Here is a 769-nt window from a genome sequence, read left to right on the forward strand (position 1 = left end):
ATGATGCGGTTATGACGTTGACCGCCGCGCCTTGTGGGGCTGAGGAGCTCTCGCCCGATGAGCGCCTGGGGGCGCAGTTCGCTGCGCTCGAGGAGTTGGCCGGTCAACGCAACGCCATCGATGGGCGCATCGTGGACATCGTGGCTGCGATCGAGCGTGAGCGGTCGTGGGGGGCCACCGGTGCGCGCTCGGTCAAAGCGCTGGTGGCCTGGAAGCTGGGCCTGTCTGATACCACCGCCAAGACGATCACCGCGATCGCCCAGCGCATCGAGGAGTTCCCCCGCTGCACCACCGAGTTACGGGAGGGCCGACTGTCGGCCGATCAGGTCGGGGTGATCGCCCAACACGCCGGCCCAGGCTCTGATGAGCACTACGCGCAGCTGGCCTCGGTGGCCACCGTCAGCCAACTGCGCTTTGCAGCCAAACTCGAACCGCGCCCCGAGCCCGAACGCCCCGCACCCGCCCCCGAACCCTCGCTGAGCAAAACCGTCGGCGAGCAGTCCACCACCTACCGCATCACCTTGCCCGCCCTGGAGGCCGCCAAGTTCGACGCCGCCCTGCAATCACACCGCGACGCGCTGATCAACGAACACATCAGCGACCATGGCCCCGACACCGACGGCGACACCCACGAACGCCGCGAGCGGCTCGGTGATCTGCGGCGCCAACCGCCGTTTCCCAGCCTCGGTGATGCGTTCCTGCGCCTGGTGGACACCGGCTGGGACACCGAAGCCACCCGGCGCCCCCACGGCCAGCACACCACCGTGAT

1 protein-coding gene is annotated in these 769 nt (G+C 68.7%); it reads left to right on the forward strand.

What is annotated here, in order from left to right; all coding sequences use genetic code 11:
• Positions 1-11 precede the first annotated feature (11 nt).
• Positions 12-769, forward strand: a 758-nt coding sequence (locus A5790_RS12845) for a DUF222 domain-containing protein (protein WP_156656383.1), incomplete at its 3' end; no start/stop codon positions are given.

The organism is Mycobacterium sp. 852002-51152_SCH6134967, assembly GCF_001667105.1.
Classification (GTDB): domain Bacteria; phylum Actinomycetota; class Actinomycetes; order Mycobacteriales; family Mycobacteriaceae; genus Mycobacterium; species Mycobacterium neumannii_A.